The sequence below is a fragment of the Dechloromonas sp. HYN0024 genome, assembly GCF_003441615.1.
Classification (GTDB): Bacteria; Pseudomonadota; Gammaproteobacteria; order Burkholderiales; family Rhodocyclaceae; genus Azonexus.
In genome coordinates, this window is record NZ_CP031842.1 from 1977097 (window position 1) to 1991802 (window position 14706).

At 60.8% G+C, this 14706-nt stretch carries 15 protein-coding genes; 10 read left to right on the forward strand and 5 right to left on the reverse strand.

Features of this window, described 5'->3' with window-relative positions:
- Positions 1 to 10 precede the first annotated feature (10 nt).
- The 3 genes from HYN24_RS09500 to HYN24_RS09510 all read right to left on the reverse strand — a co-directional run bounded on the left by HYN24_RS09500 (position 11) and on the right by HYN24_RS09510 (position 1958).
- Positions 11 to 685 (reverse strand): SIMPL domain-containing protein, encoded by a 675-nt coding sequence (locus HYN24_RS09500; protein ID WP_240327648.1) that lies wholly within the window; start codon positions 683 to 685, stop codon positions 11 to 13.
- The gene (locus HYN24_RS09505; RefSeq protein WP_117609027.1) at positions 685 to 936 is read right to left on the reverse strand and encodes a GlsB/YeaQ/YmgE family stress response membrane protein; all 252 of its coding nucleotides are present in this window, start codon (positions 934 to 936) and stop codon (positions 685 to 687) included. The genes HYN24_RS09500 and HYN24_RS09505 overlap by 1 nt, the downstream gene beginning before the upstream one ends.
- 137 nt (positions 937 to 1073) lie before the next feature.
- The gene (locus tag HYN24_RS09510; RefSeq protein ID WP_117609028.1) at positions 1074 to 1958 is read right to left on the reverse strand and encodes a LysR family transcriptional regulator; all 885 of its coding nucleotides are present in this window, start codon (positions 1956 to 1958) and stop codon (positions 1074 to 1076) included.
- Positions 1959 to 2054: 96 nt separating this feature from the next.
- On the opposite strand from HYN24_RS09510, the gene HYN24_RS09515 reads away from it, so the two are divergent.
- The 10 genes from HYN24_RS09515 to HYN24_RS09560 all read left to right on the forward strand — a co-directional run bounded on the left by HYN24_RS09515 (position 2055) and on the right by HYN24_RS09560 (position 13562).
- Complete coding sequence (locus HYN24_RS09515) at positions 2055 to 2870, forward strand: class III extradiol ring-cleavage dioxygenase (protein WP_117609029.1); 816 nt, start codon at positions 2055 to 2057, stop codon at positions 2868 to 2870.
- On the forward strand, positions 2824 to 3408 hold the full coding sequence (locus HYN24_RS09520; protein ID WP_205421369.1) for a cytochrome b: 585 nt from the start codon (positions 2824 to 2826) through the stop codon (positions 3406 to 3408). Before HYN24_RS09515 ends, HYN24_RS09520 begins: the two co-directional genes overlap by 47 nt.
- Positions 3405 to 3959: a YceI family protein gene (locus HYN24_RS09525; protein WP_117609031.1), complete on the forward strand. Its 555-nt coding sequence runs from the start codon at positions 3405 to 3407 to the stop codon at positions 3957 to 3959. Before HYN24_RS09520 ends, HYN24_RS09525 begins: the two co-directional genes overlap by 4 nt.
- 27 nt (positions 3960 to 3986) lie before the next feature.
- Positions 3987 to 4556: a YceI family protein gene (locus HYN24_RS09530; RefSeq protein ID WP_117609032.1), complete on the forward strand. Its 570-nt coding sequence runs from the start codon at positions 3987 to 3989 to the stop codon at positions 4554 to 4556.
- 211 nt (positions 4557 to 4767) lie between these two features.
- Entirely contained in the window at positions 4768 to 6273 is a 1506-nt protein-coding gene (lysS, locus tag HYN24_RS09535; protein WP_117609033.1) for a lysine--tRNA ligase, read from the forward strand.
- 119 nt (positions 6274 to 6392) lie between these two features.
- Positions 6393 to 6884, forward strand: coding sequence for a hypothetical protein (locus tag HYN24_RS09540; RefSeq protein ID WP_117609034.1), 492 nt, complete (start codon positions 6393 to 6395; stop codon positions 6882 to 6884).
- A gap of 16 nt (positions 6885 to 6900) precedes the next feature.
- Positions 6901 to 8814 carry a bifunctional tRNA (5-methylaminomethyl-2-thiouridine)(34)-methyltransferase MnmD/FAD-dependent 5-carboxymethylaminomethyl-2-thiouridine(34) oxidoreductase MnmC gene (mnmC, locus tag HYN24_RS09545; protein WP_117609035.1) on the forward strand — a complete coding sequence of 638 codons (1914 nt, stop codon included), beginning with the start codon at positions 6901 to 6903 and terminating at the stop codon, positions 8812 to 8814.
- A gap of 51 nt (positions 8815 to 8865) precedes the next feature.
- Positions 8866 to 10137 carry an O-acetylhomoserine aminocarboxypropyltransferase/cysteine synthase family protein gene (locus HYN24_RS09550; protein ID WP_117609036.1) on the forward strand — a complete coding sequence of 424 codons (1272 nt, stop codon included), beginning with the start codon at positions 8866 to 8868 and terminating at the stop codon, positions 10135 to 10137.
- Between the two features lie 358 nt (positions 10138 to 10495).
- The gene (locus HYN24_RS09555) at positions 10496 to 11308 is read left to right on the forward strand and encodes a PstS family phosphate ABC transporter substrate-binding protein (protein WP_117609037.1); all 813 of its coding nucleotides are present in this window, start codon (positions 10496 to 10498) and stop codon (positions 11306 to 11308) included.
- Between the two features lie 10 nt (positions 11309 to 11318).
- A complete protein-coding gene (locus tag HYN24_RS09560; protein WP_117609038.1) occupies positions 11319 to 13562 on the forward strand; it encodes a bifunctional diguanylate cyclase/phosphodiesterase in 2244 nt (747 codons plus the stop codon).
- A 113-nt stretch (positions 13563 to 13675) separates the two neighbouring features.
- On the opposite strand, the gene HYN24_RS09565 is transcribed toward HYN24_RS09560, so the two are convergent.
- On the reverse strand, positions 13676 to 13909 hold the full coding sequence (locus HYN24_RS09565) for a hypothetical protein (protein WP_117609039.1): 234 nt from the start codon (positions 13907 to 13909) through the stop codon (positions 13676 to 13678).
- Positions 13906 to 14703 carry a hypothetical protein gene (locus tag HYN24_RS09570; protein ID WP_162888691.1) on the reverse strand — a complete coding sequence of 266 codons (798 nt, stop codon included), beginning with the start codon at positions 14701 to 14703 and terminating at the stop codon, positions 13906 to 13908. The genes HYN24_RS09565 and HYN24_RS09570 overlap by 4 nt, the downstream gene beginning before the upstream one ends.
- Between the last annotated feature and the right edge of the window lie 3 nt (positions 14704 to 14706).

Sequence of the window (14706 nt, forward strand, 5' to 3'; positions counted from 1 at the left end):
CCACCGCCGATCAGTCGGCCAGTTCGATCTGCCCACTGATGTGCGTCGTAACCAGGCTTTCTCCCGCCTCCAGCGGGGCCGGTGCAGGCGCAGCATCGGCAAGCATCGCCGTCCGGGTCGCGTGCAGCATGGGCATCGGCATGCCGCCACCCTGCTGGACATTGAGTTGCTTGATCTTCCAGCCCTTGCCCAGTTGTTCTGCAATCACTTCAGCCCGACTGCGAAAGGCGCGAATCGCCTCGCGCGTCGCTTCGTCCTCTACCTGCCGACGCGCTTCCGGCGATGGCAGCAGGCTGACATCACCGACCGCCAGACGCATTTGCTGCAGCTTGCCGAGCAGTTCGGACACACCGCCCTGATCCTTCGATTCGATGACCAGTTCACTGCGCATGCGCCAGCCATCGATCTTCTGGGCCTGGCTATAAACCGGATAGGTCGACTGCCGTCCACTCTTTACCGAGACACCGGCTTTCGTCCGTATCAGCTTGAGCGCCTCGGCAATATCGGCATTGACGCGCTGCGCCAGTTCGGCTGCACTCTTGCCGGTTGCTTCGCTATAGACACTGGCCCGCACCAGGTCGTTGGTGACCGGGCGGCTGGCCTCGGCCGAGAGATCGACGAGCGCCCCGGCCTGGGCAGTCATGCCGGCACAGCAGCCGGCCAGCAGGGTAGCAATTAGTTTCATCAGGCCGCCTTGGTGCTGATGCGGCCGTAGACCACCAGTAGAACGATGGCGAGCGCCACCGAGGCGACAAAGCCAGCACCCTCACCGGCCTGGTACCAGCCGAAGGCCTGACCGAGCATACCGGCCAGGAAGGAACCGCCGATGCCGAGCAGGACGGTGGCGATAAAGCCCATGTTGGCCTTGCTGGGGTGCAAGAGCTTGGCAACAAGGCCAACCACAAAGCCGACCACAATGGTCCACACGATTCCCATGACTGAATTCCTTTCTGATGACAAAAAATACCGATGGCAAGCACCGGTTTCCCTGACGATACTAACGCTCAGCCAAACGGTCGGTTGGCACGACTCGGTAAAGATTTGTGTAACTCGTAACACTTTTCGGACAATTGTTACGCGGCCAACCGTTCAGCCAGCGTATCCATGAGCACCCGGACCCGGAGCGGCACGTGGCGATTGCTCGGCAACATGGCGTAGATACCCAGAGACGGCATGGGAAAATCAGCCAGGATTTCCTCAACCCTGCCACTGGCCAGGAAGGTATCGGCGATGAAATCCGGCTGGCAGCTGATACCCAGCCCCTGAGCCGTCGCCTCGGTCAGCACGTCGCCATTGTTGGCATTGAGACGGGTATGCACATGAAAGCTTTCGAGTTGGCCGTCAACCATGAACTGCCAGAGCTGGCTGCTGCCCGCATTGGTGTAGCCAAGGCAAACGTGATGGGCCAGTTCTGCCGGATTTTCCGGACGACCATGCCGCGCCAGATAGTCCGGCGATGCAACCACGAGCATCCGACCTGAGCCAATCCGGCGCGCCACATCACCTGACTCGAGGCGGCGGGTAATGCGGATCGACAGATCAATGCCTTCCTCGATGAGATTGACGCGCCGGTCGCTGAAATCCATGTCGAGCGCAACGTCGGGATAGCGTTGCGAGAAGTCGAGCAGGATCGGCGCCAGGCGCTTCATGCCATAGCTCAGCGGCAGGCTGATGCGAATGTTGCCGCGTGGCGTCAGCCTGTCCTCGGCAACGCCGCTTTCGGCTGCTTCGACCAGATTGAGGATGACCCGGCATTTTTCCAGATAGGCTGTACCCCCCGAGGTCAACGCCAGTCGCCGCGTACTGCGCGCCATGAGCTTGACGCCGAGATGCGCCTCGAGGCCGGCGATCTGCCGTGTGACGACCGAGCGGGCCACACCAAGTTGCTGCGCCACTGCCGAGAAACTACCCAGCTCAGCTACCCGGACAAACAGCTTCATTGCATCGAGTCGATCCATTGTTGCAATTCCTGCAATAGTAATTTGCACATTGTCGGCTATTTCGATCCAAATAACCGGCATACAGTGCAATCCATCGTCACAGGAGTTGTCGCAATGACACAGATTCAACCCACCCTTTTTGTCCCGCACGGCGCCCCGACCTTCGCCCTGAGCCCCGGTGCGGCCGGCGCCGCCCTGCAAGCGATGGCTGCTTCGCTGCCCCAGCCGCGCGCCATCATCATCGTCAGCGCCCACTGGGATACCGCCGTGCCAACCGTTGGTTTCGCCGAACGGCCGGAAACGATTCATGACTTCTGGGGTTTTCCGGAAGAGCTTTATCAAATCCACTATCCGGCCACCGGTTGCCCCGAGGCGTCGGCCGAAGTGGTCACGACCCTGAAGGCCGCAGGCCTGCCGGTCGCCACCGATACCGGCCGCGGCCTCGACCACGGCGCCTGGGTGCCGCTCCGCCTGATGTTCCCCGATGCCGACGTGCCGGTCATCCCGCTCTCCATCCAGAGCCGCGGCGGCCCACAACTCGCGTACCAGCTCGGCCAGGCATTGGCCTCGCTTGCTGCCAAAGGATTTCTCATCATCGCTTCCGGCAATCTCACTCACAACCTGCGTGACTACCAGATGGCGGCACGCAGCGGCGGGCAAACGCCAGCCTATGTACGCCAGTTCACCGACTGGCTGGCCAAACATCTCGAGACTGGCGACATCCCCGCCTTGCTCAACTACCGTCAACAAGCACCGGGCGGCCTGCAGGCACACCCCAGTGATGAACATTTGCTGCCTTTGTATGTCGCACTCGGTGCCGGCGGCAAGAGCCCGCAGGCGCGTCGTTTCCATGCCGGTATCGACAATTACGTCATCGCCATGGATGCCTATTCATTTTTGCCAACCGAGGAGCCGGACCGTGGCCACTAACTACACCCGCACCGCCATGACCCTGCACTGGCTCATGGCTATCCTCCTCTTCGCGCTGTTGGCTCTCGGCTTCTACATGAGTGACCTGCCCTTGTCGCCGGACAAATTGAAGTTTTATTCGTGGCACAAATGGGCCGGCGTTACTGCTTTCCTGCTCGTCACCATCCGTCTTGTCTGGCGCATCACGCATCGCCCGCCGGCGCTCCCGGAAAGCATGCCCAAGTTCATGCAATTCGCTGCCCATGCCGGCCACCTGGCGCTCTACGGACTGATGATTGCCATCCCGCTCTCCGGCTGGCTGATGAGTTCGGCCAAGGGTTTCCAGACGGTCTGGTTCGGCCTTCTGCCCATCCCCGATCTGCTCGACAAGAACAAGGAACTGGGCGACCTGCTGGCGACCATCCACGAAAGCCTCAACCTGCTACTCATCGCTGTTCTGGTCGGCCATATCGGCGCCGCCCTGAAGCACCACTTCATCGACAAGGACGACATCCTGACCCGCATGCTGCCCCCATCCTCCAAGGAAATCCGATCATGAAACGCATCGCCCTCGCTACTGCCTTCGCCGCGCTGATTTCCACCGCGCAGGCTGTCGAATACACCCAGGTCCTGCCTGAGAAAAGTGCCGTCACCTTCATCTACAAGCAGATGGGTGTTGCCGTCGATGGAAAATTCAAGAAGTTTTCCAGCCAGTTGAGTTTCGACCCGGCCAAGGCGGCTGCCGCCAAGGTAACTTTCGATGTCGACCTCGGCAGTGTCGATACCGGCGACCAGGAAGGCGACCAGGAAGTGGCCGGCAAGCCGTGGTTCAACACCAAGGCTTTCCCGACAGCCCGCTTTATTTCAGTCAGCGTCAAGTCACTCGCCGGCAACAAGTACGAAGTGGCCGGTCAACTCAGCATCAAGGGCAAGACCCAGGACATCGTTGTGCCGGCCACCTTCACAGCCCAAGGCAACAGCGGCGTCTTCGACGGTAGCTTCACCATCCGCCGCGCCGATTTTTCCATCGGTGAAGGCGCCTGGTCCAAGTTCGACATCGCCGCCAACGATGTCCAGATCAAGTTCCGTATCACTGCTGCATCGAAATAAACCCCAACCCACAACAGGAGAACCACCATGAAAAAACAACTCGCCACCCTCGTCCTCGCCATCGCTGCCGCCTCCCCGGCCCTGGCCGCACCGGAAACCTTCACACTCGACGGCACGCACAGCTTCCCGCGCTTCTCGTACAGCCACTTCGGCTATTCCATCCAGATGAGCCGCTTCGACCAGACCACCGGCACCATCGTTCTCGACAAGGCCGCCAAGACCGCCAAGGTCGACCTCGTCATCGACACCAAGTCGGTAAGCACCGGCTCCGAGACCTTCAACGAGCACATTCAGGGCGAAGATTTCCTCGACACTGCCAAGTACCCGACCGCCACCTTCAAGTCCACCAAGGTCGTGTTTGAAGGCGACAAGCCGGCCAGCATCGAAGGCAATCTGACCCTCAAGGGTGTGACCAAGCCAGTCACCCTGAAAGTCACCGGCTTCCTCGCCATGCCGCACCCGATGATGAAGAAGGACGCCATCGGCGGCACGGCCACCGTCACCGTCAAACGCACCGACTTCAACATGGGCAAGTACGCACCCTACGTTGGTGACGATGTGACCATCGACATCGCGGTCGAAGCGATCAAGCAGTAATCGGCTAGCAGCGGGGTCGCCCGCTGGCAGGCACTGAACGAGGGAATTCGCCGAAGGTGGCGAATTCCCTTTTTTATTGGCTGGGAATTTTGGGCGGGGATTCGGTGGAGAGTCGACTATCCTCGAACCTTGTCCAAACCACCCAAAATCGGCGAAAATTAAGGGTTATCGGCATTCGCCCGCAGCAAACCAATTTTCCCAAGGATTCCCCATGTCCAACCCCGAACAGCAAGCCCCGGTCCAGCAGGACGAAAACCAGCTCATCGCCGAGCGCCGCGCCAAGCTGGCCGAATGGCGCAAGACCGGGAAAGCCTTCCCGAACGACTTTCAGCGCGAGAACACCGCTGCCAAGGTCCTTGAAGGCTATGGCGAAAAGACCGCCGAGGAACTTGAAGGCATGCCGGTCGAGGTCAAGGTCGCCGGCCGCATGATGCTCAAGCGCGTCATGGGCAAGGCTTCCTTCGCGACGATTCAGGATCTGTCGGGCCGCATCCAGATTTACGTCACGCGCGACCGCGTTGGCGAAGATGTTTATACCGATTTCAAGACCTGGGACCTCGGCGACATCATCGGCGTATCCGGTGTCCTGATGAAGACGAAGACCGGCGAACTCTCCATCCAGGCCGCCGAGATCCGCCTGCTGACGAAGTCGCTGCGCCCGCTGCCGGACAAGTTCCACGGCCTGGCCGATCAGGAAATGAAATACCGCCAGCGTTACGTCGATCTGATCATGAACGAGGAAACGCGCTTCACCTTCCGCGCCCGTTCGGCCATCGTCTCGTCGATCCGCAATTTCATGACCGGCCACGGCTTCATGGAAGTTGAAACGCCGATGATGCACCCGATCCCCGGCGGTGCCTCGGCCAAGCCCTTCGTCACGCACCACAACGCGCTCGACATGCAGCAGTTCCTGCGTATCGCCCCGGAGCTGTACCTCAAGCGTCTGGTCGTCGGCGGTTTCGAGAAGGTTTTCGAAATCAACCGCAACTTCCGTAACGAAGGCCTCTCGCCGCGCCACAATCCCGAATTCACCATGATGGAGTTCTATGAGGCATACGCCAACTACAACACCCTCATGGACTTCACCGAAGGCCTGCTCCGCCACACCGCCCGCGAGGCGCTGGGCAAGGAAGTGTTCATCTACCAGGGCCGCGAACTCGATCTCTCCAAGCCTTTCCATCGCCTGACCATTTGCCAGGCCATCCAGCGCGAACAGCCATCCTTCACCGATGCGCAACTGGCCGACCCGGACTTCCTCAAGACCAAGATCAAGGCCTTTGGCGAGCCGGTCAAGCCGGGCGGTCTGGGCAGCCTGCAACTGCAACTGTTCGAAGCCTGCGCTGAAGCCCAGTGCTGGGAGCCGACCTTCATCATCGACTACCCGGTCGAAGTATCGCCGCTGGCCCGTGCCTCCGATACCAATGCGGACATCACCGAGCGCTTTGAACTGTTCATTGTCGGCCGCGAAATTGCCAATGGTTTCTCCGAGCTGAACGATGCCGAAGACCAGGCGGCGCGCTTCCAGGAGCAGATGAAGGCCAAGGATGCGGGCGACGAGGAAGCCATGTATTACGACGCCGATTTCATCCGGGCGCTGGAATACGGCCTGCCGCCGACGGGCGGGTGTGGCATCGGCATTGATCGCCTGATCATGCTGTTGACCGATGCCGCAGCGATTCGGGATGTCATCCTTTTCCCCTCCATGCGCCCCGAATGATACGTGGCTGCGCTTGCCAACTCGGCGTTGCCGGCGACCTTGCATAGCTCGCTATGCGGCGGCCGCCGGCGCCTGGATTTGGCGGCGCTCGTTCACCCATCACTTTGGGACAAATAGCCATGCAAATTCGTCAGATGCAGATCGCCAACGACAGCGTTCAGGATCGTCTGGTCCTGCGCGTATCGACGCAGGCTGACGAGGAATATCGGGTGTGGCTGACGCGGCGATTTTTGCGTGAGATGTGGCCGCATCTGGCTAGCCTGATTGGCAGCCAGCCGGCGCCGGTGGCCGGCACGACACCACCGGCTGCCCCGCCCAATTTCGAACAGCCTTTTGCCGAGGCAAATGCCACTTACCCGCTCGGCTCCACCCCGTTGCTGACCAGTGAAGTCAAATGCGACACCCTGAGTGATGGCACCTTCAGCCTGACTTTCCGCGAGGGCCGCGAGCGCAGCTTTCAACTCGGGCTCAACGCCGATCTGCTGCAGGCCCTGTGCGCCATGCTGCGCGCCGGTGCCGAGAATGCCCAGTGGAATCTGGCGCTCGACTATGCCCCGGCAGCGGTGCCGACCCCGGCCGCCGGCTCAGGCCCGCATTCGCGCCTGCACTAGGTGGCCTGCGCCACCAATGGATAAGCTGCAGCCCGCCAAAATTGAATTCGTGGCCTACGGCACGCCCTACTCCGCTGCCTTTGATGACGTATACCACTCGGCCCTCGGCGGACCGAACCAGGCCCGTCATGTTTTTCTCGGCGGTAACGGACTTCCGCAACGCTGGCAGGACAGGGACCGCTTCGTCATCCTCGAAACCGGCTTCGGCACCGGACTGAATTTTCTCGCCACCTGGCAAGCCTGGCGAGAGGACCCGCAACGCTGCCATCGGCTGCATTTCATATCTTTTGAAAAATTCCCGCTAACCCTGGCCGACCTCGCCACCTGCCAGCAGGCCTGGCCGGAATTTGCCGAACTGGCGGCTGACCTGCAAGCCCACTGGCCACCCCTGGCACCGGGAATGCACCGACTGCACCTGCATGGCGGACAGGTCATCCTGACCCTGGTCTTCGGCGATGCGGCAACGCAACTGCGCGCCATCGATGCCTCGGTCGACGCCTTTTTCCTGGATGGCTTTTCGCCCCAGAAGAACCCGGAACTGTGGTCGCCCCAATTCTGCAAGGGGCTGGCCCGCCTGACCGCGCCGGGCGCCACGCTGGCCACCTGGACGGTGGCTGGGCATGTCCGCCAGGCACTCAAGGATGCCGAATTCGATGTGGAGAAGCGCCCCGGCCCGGTCGGCAAGCGACAGATGCTGATCGGCCGCTTCCGTTCGCGCCGACCGGAGCGCCATACCGCACCGACGGACCGCCGGGCCATCGTCATCGGCGCCGGCATTGCCGGCAGTACGACGGCCTGGGCGCTGGCCGCCGCCGGCTGGCAGGTTACGGTACTCGAAGCCGCAGCAGAACCCGGTTGCGGCGCTTCAAGCAATCTGGCCGGCATGCTGCGACCATTGCCCAGCGCCGACGACAACCGGATTTCGCGCCTCACCCGCGCCGGCTTTCTTGCTACCCGCGCCCTCCTCGCCCGGCTGCCCGAAGCCCGCTGGTCGCCCTGCGGCGTGTTGCATCTGGCCAGGGACGCAGAGCACGAGGCGCAGCAGAGACGGGCCGTCGAGCAACTCGGCCTGCCGCCCGAGCTGTTGCAGTTTCTCGACAAGGACGAAGCCAGCCGACAACTCGGCCAGCCGGTGATGACCGGCGGCTGGTGGTTCCCGAATGGCGGCTGGGTACAACCCCCGTCGGTTTGCCGGGCAGCGCTGACTGCTTTTCCTGAACAGATCACAACGCACTTCAATACCGCGGTCGACCGCCTGACGAGGTGCGAACCAGGCTGGCAAGCGCTCGATGCGGCCGGCCATGTCATCGCGGAAGCCCCCGTCCTGATCATGGCCAGCGGAGCAGCCGCGCCGCGTTTCGCCCAGTTCGCCTGGCTACCGCAGCGTTCCGGACGCGGTCAGGTCAGCCATTTGCCGGCAGCCAGCGGGATGCCCCTCAATACCGTTCTGTTTCAGGTCGGCTACGCCATTCCGGCCATCGATGGCCGGCAGTTGATCGGTGCCTCCCTGTCCTATGACGATGATGAAAGCGCCGAACGGCCTACCGATCACAGCGACAATATCGCCCGCCTCCGTCTGAGCCTGCCCGACTTCGCCACCGGCCTCGACCCGGCCACCCTGCATGGCCGCGTCGGCTTCCGCCCAATGTCGCCGGACCGCCTGCCCATCGTTGGGGCGGTTCCGGATACCTTGGCTGCCACACCTAATACCCGTCTTCACAACATCCCGCGCTATCCTGGCCTGTGGTGCGTTCAGGGCTTTGGTGCCCGCGGCATCGTGTGGTCGGCACTGATGGCCGATCTGCTGCTCAGTCAGCTCGAAGGCGAGCCGCTGCCGCTCGAACGCGACCTGGTCGACGCCCTCGACCCCGGCCGCTTCATGATCAAGGCCGCCCGCCAGCCAGCCACCGAGAGCGAGGACAGCGCATAGCGCCAGCGCCTGCTAAACTTCATTTTTTTCCATACAACAAGAGAGACACGCATGAAGATCGAAACCATTGCCGTCCACGGTGGCTATTCACCTGACCCGACCACCAAGGCGGTGGCCGTGCCGATTTATCAGACCACTTCCTATGCGTTCGACAGCACCCAGCACGGTGCTGATCTCTTCGATCTGAAGGTCGCCGGCAACATCTACACGCGCATCATGAACCCGACCCAGGACGTGCTGGAAAAGCGCGTCGCTGAAATGGAAGGTGGCATTGCCGCCCTGGCCATGGCTTCCGGCATGGCCGCCATCACCGCCGCCATCCAGACCATTGCCGAGGCCGGCGATAACATCATCTCGTCGAGCACCCTGTACGGTGGCACCTACAACCTGTTCGCCCACACCCTGCCGCAATATGGCATCGATGTCCGCTTTGCCGACTTCAATGATCCGGCCGCCTTTGAAAAGCTGATCGATGGCAAGACCAAGGCAGTCTTCTGCGAATCGGTCGGCAATCCGCTGGGCAATGTCACCGACTTCGAGAAGCTCGCTGAAATCGCCCACAAGCACGGCGTGCCTGTCATCGTCGACAACACCGTGCCGTCGCCCTACCTGTGCCGTCCCTTCGAGCACGGTGCCGACATCGTCGTACATGCCCTGACCAAGTATCTGGGTGGCCATGGCAATTCACTCGGCGGCATCATCGTCGATAGCGGCAAGTTTCCGTGGGCCGAGCACAAAGCCAAGTTCAAGCGCCTCAACGAGCCGGATGTTTCCTACCATGGCGTGGTCTACACCGAAGCCCTTGGCCCGGCCGCCTACATTGGTCGCGCCCGCGTCGTACCGCTGCGCAACATGGGTGCTGCCATCTCGCCGTTCAATGCTTTCCTGATCCTGCAGGGTATCGAGACATTGGCACTGCGCATGGACCGCATCTGCGAAAACACCTTGAAGATCGCCAACTTTCTCAAGGGCCACGCCAAGGTCAGCTGGGTCAACTACGCCGGCCTGCCCGACCACAAGGACCATGCTCTGGTCCAGAAATATATGGGCGGCCGCGCTTCCGGTATTCTCAATTTCGGCGTCAAGGGTGGTCGTGAAGGCGGCGGCAAGTTCCAGGATGCCCTGCAACTGGTCACCCGACTGGTCAATATCGGCGACTGCAAGACACTGGCGTGCCACCCGGCCTCGACCACGCACCGTCAGTTGGCTCCGGCCGAAATGGCCAAGGCCGGCGTATCGGAAGACATGATCCGCCTGTCAGTCGGCATCGAGCACATCGACGACCTGATCGCCGATCTGGATCAGGCCTTGAATGCAGCCTGATTGATACAGGCTCCAACGACAAGCCCGGCCAAGCGCCGGGTTTTTCGTTTCTGGCGAGCAACAATGCAGGCCACGTCATGGCGACCGACCCAAGACCGGCCAAAAAACTGGTGCGAATCTCGCCGGAGTCCCCTGAGACATCGGCGCGGCCATTCGATATGCATCTGATATTATCGCCGGAACGGCTGTCATGAGACGGTGGTAGCTGGCTGGATCGGTCTCACCAGCGAATCTAGTTGCCGATTTCCTCAGAGCAATTACTATGCATAGGCATTCCGGCTTTTTCAAAATCCGGGGATAGAAAAGCACATATTTTGACGGCGTTTCTCATTGTTTTTGGGATTCTCAAGGAGGGGGAGTGCGCATCCTGATTTCATTCAGTCGCCTGCAAACGGCGGCATTGGTCGTGATGTCCTTGCTTTTTCCCCTGGGCACGACAGCCGAAACGATCTCGCTGGGCGGTGTAGGGTCGCTGACGCCCATCGTCAAGCTGCTGGGTGCCGAGTATGCAAAAAAGAACCCAGGCATCGAGATCAACGTCATCGACCCGCCCATGGGAAGTAGCGGCGGCCTGCGCGCCCTCGCCGCCGGCAAGACCGATATCGCCCTGTCCGGGCGCATGCCGACAGTCAATGAAGCAGGTCAGGTCAGGCCCTGGCTGCAAACCCCCCTGGTGCTTGCAACCAGCAGCAAGAGCAAGGGATTGAGCCGAGCCCAGGTCGCCGCAATCTTTGGCGGACAAAAGACCACCTGGGATGACAACACCCCCATTCGCCTGATCCTGCGCGGCGAGCATGAAACGGAAACCAGGGTGCTGCGCTCGATATCACCCGAGATCGACGCTGCAGTCGCCAATGCCCTGAAACGCCCCGGCCTGCCGATCGCCGAAAACGATCTGGAGGCAATCGATGCCCTGACCAGAATCAGCGGCTCGCTGGGCACCACCAACCTCGGACTGGTCAAGGTCAGCGGTGCCCGGCTCACGATCCTGGCGCTCGATGGCGTCCACCCTTCGGTGAAAACGGCCGATGATGGCAGCTACGCCCTGATGCGGAAGTTTTACCTGGTGACAAAAAGCCCGAGTCCTTCGGCCGCCGCCTTTGTCGCGTGGTTGAATTCCCCTGAGACGCTGGCGCTGGTCGGCAAGTTGGACTACCTGCCACTGCGATGACACGACAACCATGAGTCAGGTGACCATCGAAAATATCGCGGCAGTGAAAATCAACCGAAAACGGTTGCTGATGATAGCCGCCTTGTCCATCCTGCTGACAGGAATGGGGCTGCCGCTGGTCGTGCTGTTCATCCAGTACAACGATCTGTCAGACCGTGCCCAGCAACTCGCCAACACCCAGGCCGTGCTCGTCGGCCGCTATGCCAACTGGAATCCGGATGGCTGGCAGTTCAAACCGGAACACATCGAGGTCAGCCTTAAAGGTATCCGGCCCGAGGATACGCGTACGGTCATCGAGAAAGATGGCGCACCGGTCATGGTGATCGGCGAACCCGTGCCAGGCATGACGCTCGAACGCCAGCAAGCCTTTTCAGTGTATGGCAATACTGCCGGCCAGGTGCGCGTCATCCATGGTCTTGGCACGCTGCCGCTCATTGCGCTGCTCAGCCTGATCCTCGGCAGCACATTGTGCGGGACACTGTATTGGCTGCTCAGAAAGTTTGTCATTGGGCCGCTCAATCAGGCCGAACGGATGCGACGCCTTAGCGAGGAACGTCTGGCGGAAAGCAACAAGCACTTTAGCGAAGTGATCGAGTCGATCCCGGATGCCATTTTTCTCAAGGATGCCGAAAGTCGCTGGCTGGTCACCAACGAGCCAGCCAAGCAGTTGTTCCAGTTGCATGACATTCCGTGGCAGGGCAAGACCGAAATGGAGTTGGCGGAGCTGCATCCAGAGTTCCGGGCGGCCCATGAAGCGTGCCTAATCGATGATCAAAAAGCCTGGGATAGCGGAAAACTCACCATATTCGCAGAAACCGTCGTCGATGAAGACGGCACGCCGCACGACTTCGAAGTGCGCAAGGTGCCGATCTATGATGACCAGCATCAACGCCGGGGCCTGGTGATCATCGGTCGCGACATTTCTGAACGCAAGCAGGCCGAAGCCAAGATCAACGAACTGGCATTTTTCGACCAACTGACCGGCTTGCCCAACCGCACCCTCCTGCTCGATCGCCTGAAGCAGATCATGACGGCCAGTTCGCGCAGCGGCAACCATGGCGCGCTGTTGTTGATCGATCTCGACAAATTCAAGACCCTCAATGACACCCTTGGCCATGACATGGGCAACCTGTTACTGCAACAGGTTGCATCGCGCCTGACAGACTGTGTTCGTGCCGGAGATACGGTGGCACGACTGGGTGGCGATGAATTCGTGGTGATGCTGACCAACCTGAGCGGAAACGCAACAGATGCCGCCAGTCAGACGGAAGTTGTTGGCGAAAAGATTCTCACGACACTGAGGCAGACCTACCAGCTCAGAAGTATCCCCTACCACAGCACGCCGAGCATTGGCGTATCGCTCTTCAGCGGTGAGGAGATGGCGATTGACGATCTGATGAAACAGGCCGATCTCGCCATGTACAAATCCAAGGAAGCGGGACGCAACGCCTTGCGCTTCTTCGATCTGGACATGGAGCGGGTAGTGATAAAGCGCGCCGCTCTGGAACACGACCTGCACGAGGCCATCGAGAAAAAGCAGTTCCTGCTTCACTATCAGGCGCAACTGGCTGGTGGGCGGCTGACCGGGGCCGAGGCTCTGGTGCGCTGGCAGCATCCACAGCGCGGTATGGTATCGCCCGCCGAATTCATTCAACTGGCCGAAGAAACCGGACTGATCCTGCCGCTTGGTCACTGGGTGCTGGAAACCGCCTGCACTCAACTGGCGATCTGGGCTGACCGACCGGAAATGACCCATCTCACGGTGGCGGTGAATGTCAGCGCCCAGCAGTTCCATCAGTCCGACTTTGTCGATCAGGTGCTCGAGGTGCTCAGGAAGACCGGAGCCAATCCGCAACGACTGAAGCTGGAACTGACCGAGAGCCTGTTGGTTGCCAACGTGAACGAGATTATCGAGAAGATGTTTGCGCTGAAGAGCAAGGGGGTGTGCTTCTCGCTGGATGATTTCGGCACCGGCTATTCGTCGCTGTCTTACCTGAAGCGCCTGCCGCTGGATCAGTTGAAAATTGACCAGTCGTTTGTCCGCGATGTCCTGATCGATCCCAACGATGCGGCAATCGCCCGGACCGTCATTGCCCTGGCTCAGAACCTGGGACTCGGCGTCATCGCCGAAGGGGTGGAGACCGAGGCACAGCGAGACTTTCTGGCCAGTGCGGGCTGCCATGCCTATCAGGGCTATTTCTTCAGCCGGCCGCTACCTCCGGACGGGTTTGAAATTTTCGCTAGCCAAGCCTGAGGTAGCGCGCAGACCAAGCATCCGGGATTGATGAATTGCCCCGCTGCGCAACTAGGTTGGCACTTCCGGCAAAGCAAGCAAACGATTGGCCGAAGGCTCGTGCTGGCTTGGGCCTAATCACCCGTGACCGGCAGCGGCGGTTGTGGCCGACTCATGACATAGAGTACGCCGGCGCAGGCACCTAGAAAAGCCACCGTCGCCAAGGCACTGGGCACCCAGCTATCGGCCGGCCCCCGCGCCGTCAACAACCAAATGAACAGACCAAAGGCCGGCAGCGTCAGCAAGGCACAGAACGCGGCAGTGGCGAGCGCCACTTTTTGCCCGATATGTCGTTTCGGTTTGCTCACTCGACTTCCTCTACCATCAGCCAGATTGAGCGATTGTCACGGGCGTCGCTGGTTGAAAGGGTGCTGGCGCCGCCCTGGTTGCCACTGGCCTGACGACCGCTGCCGCCCAGTTCTATCCACTCACCGAGGCGTCCGGAGACGGTCGTCGACAGGCGCTGGTTGTTGATGCTGCCGTAGCCGCCCTGCGTTGCTGCCTGCTGGCTGATGTCGAGCCTTACCCGGTCGCCGTTGACCCGTGGCACGGCGTAGAAGCCGCGACCGACATCGTGATACACCATGGTTTCGTTAATCACTGCGCCACCGGGACCGACGACCACCTGACGCATCGGGATGGGCAGGGAGCGACCAACCTGAATAAAGGCCTGACCACCATCGACGGTCTGCACCATCTGCGCGGCGCTATCGCTGCGGATGCTCTTGGTGTCCCAGACCGTTGCCGAGCCACTGCTGCGCCGGGTGCTGCCAAGGACGACCTGACCATTCGCCTGGATGCCGCGAGAATTGTCTTCAGCCTGACGATTCTGTGAAACGCGGATGATCAGACGGCGGGTCGGTGTATCAATGGCAGCCAGCGCCCGCTTGATGTCGGCCCGGTTGCGCGGGGAGGCCTTGAGGAAAATCTGGTTGTTCATGCCGCTCAACGTGCCCCCCGGTTCCAGCAGTGGCATCAGGGCGGGGAGCACCTCGTCGGCACTCTTGCTGCGCAGTTCGATGATTTCAACTTGTTGGGCGGCGACCAGTCCGCCCCAGAGGATGATGGCTACGGTCAGCAGGGCTTTCAGGGCAGTTCGCACAGC

What these genes read in the sequence shown, in the direction of transcription:
- HYN24_RS09500 (WP_240327648.1), bottom strand. Translation starts at nt 685, where the DNA reads ATGAAACTAATTGCTACCCTGCTGGCCGGCTGCTGTGCCGGCATGACT.
- HYN24_RS09505 (WP_117609027.1), bottom strand. Translation starts at nt 936, where the DNA reads ATGGGAATCGTGTGGACCATTGTGGTCGGCTTTGTGGTTGGCCTTGTT.
- HYN24_RS09510 (WP_117609028.1), bottom strand. Translation starts at nt 1,958, where the DNA reads ATGGATCGACTCGATGCAATGAAGCTGTTTGTCCGGGTAGCTGAGCTG.
- HYN24_RS09515 (WP_117609029.1), top strand. Translation starts at nt 2,055, where the DNA reads ATGACACAGATTCAACCCACCCTTTTTGTCCCGCACGGCGCCCCGACC.
- HYN24_RS09520 (WP_205421369.1), top strand. Translation starts at nt 2,824, where the DNA reads ATGCCTATTCATTTTTGCCAACCGAGGAGCCGGACCGTGGCCACTAAC.
- HYN24_RS09525 (WP_117609031.1), top strand. Translation starts at nt 3,405, where the DNA reads ATGAAACGCATCGCCCTCGCTACTGCCTTCGCCGCGCTGATTTCCACC.
- HYN24_RS09530 (WP_117609032.1), top strand. Translation starts at nt 3,987, where the DNA reads ATGAAAAAACAACTCGCCACCCTCGTCCTCGCCATCGCTGCCGCCTCC.
- lysS (WP_117609033.1), top strand. Translation starts at nt 4,768, where the DNA reads ATGTCCAACCCCGAACAGCAAGCCCCGGTCCAGCAGGACGAAAACCAG.
- HYN24_RS09540 (WP_117609034.1), top strand. Translation starts at nt 6,393, where the DNA reads ATGCAAATTCGTCAGATGCAGATCGCCAACGACAGCGTTCAGGATCGT.
- mnmC (WP_117609035.1), top strand. Translation starts at nt 6,901, where the DNA reads ATGGATAAGCTGCAGCCCGCCAAAATTGAATTCGTGGCCTACGGCACG.
- HYN24_RS09550 (WP_117609036.1), top strand. Translation starts at nt 8,866, where the DNA reads ATGAAGATCGAAACCATTGCCGTCCACGGTGGCTATTCACCTGACCCG.
- HYN24_RS09560 (WP_117609038.1), top strand. Translation starts at nt 11,319, where the DNA reads ATGAGTCAGGTGACCATCGAAAATATCGCGGCAGTGAAAATCAACCGA.